This window comes from Desulfobulbus alkaliphilus, from assembly GCF_016918545.1.
In the GTDB taxonomy this organism is placed as follows: domain Bacteria; phylum Desulfobacterota; class Desulfobulbia; order Desulfobulbales; family Desulfobulbaceae; genus Desulfobulbus; species Desulfobulbus alkaliphilus.
Window position 1 is genome coordinate 1 of record NZ_JAFFQC010000300.1, and the last position, 428, is coordinate 428.

Genomic DNA, 428 nt, shown 5'->3' on the forward strand with positions numbered 1-428 from the left:
CCTATGCGGCGACGGCCTGGTATCATCGCAAGTTGGCGAACCCGGCCGCGACGGTCGAAGAACAGGTCCAGCGCGCGCGCGACTTCGCATTGGGGCCGTATGCCTCTGCTCTGGCCAAGGGGCATATGATCTCTGACGCCGAGCGCGCCCAGATCGTGCGTCAGATGAGCGACCTGACCGGCCTGTCGACCACCTTCATCGACAACGCGAATATGCGAGTGGACCTCGGGGCATTCCGCAAGGAACTGCTGCGCGACCGGCGCCAGACGATCGGGCGGCTGGACACCCGCTACATGGGTCTGGATGAAGATGCGGCGGGCGGCGAGCCGGAGGATGATCCGTCCAGCTCGGCCGTGACGGGGGCTTATTTCGGCATCTTCCGCGACTACGTGGCCAATGAACTGAACTACAAGACCGACGTCGAATAC

The 428-nt window shown here is 63.8% G+C and carries 1 pseudogene; it reads left to right on the plus strand.

Annotation, left to right across the window (positions count from 1 at the left end):
• Positions 1-428, plus strand: a pseudogene (locus JWG43_RS20970) (peptidase S10); the annotation flags it as partial.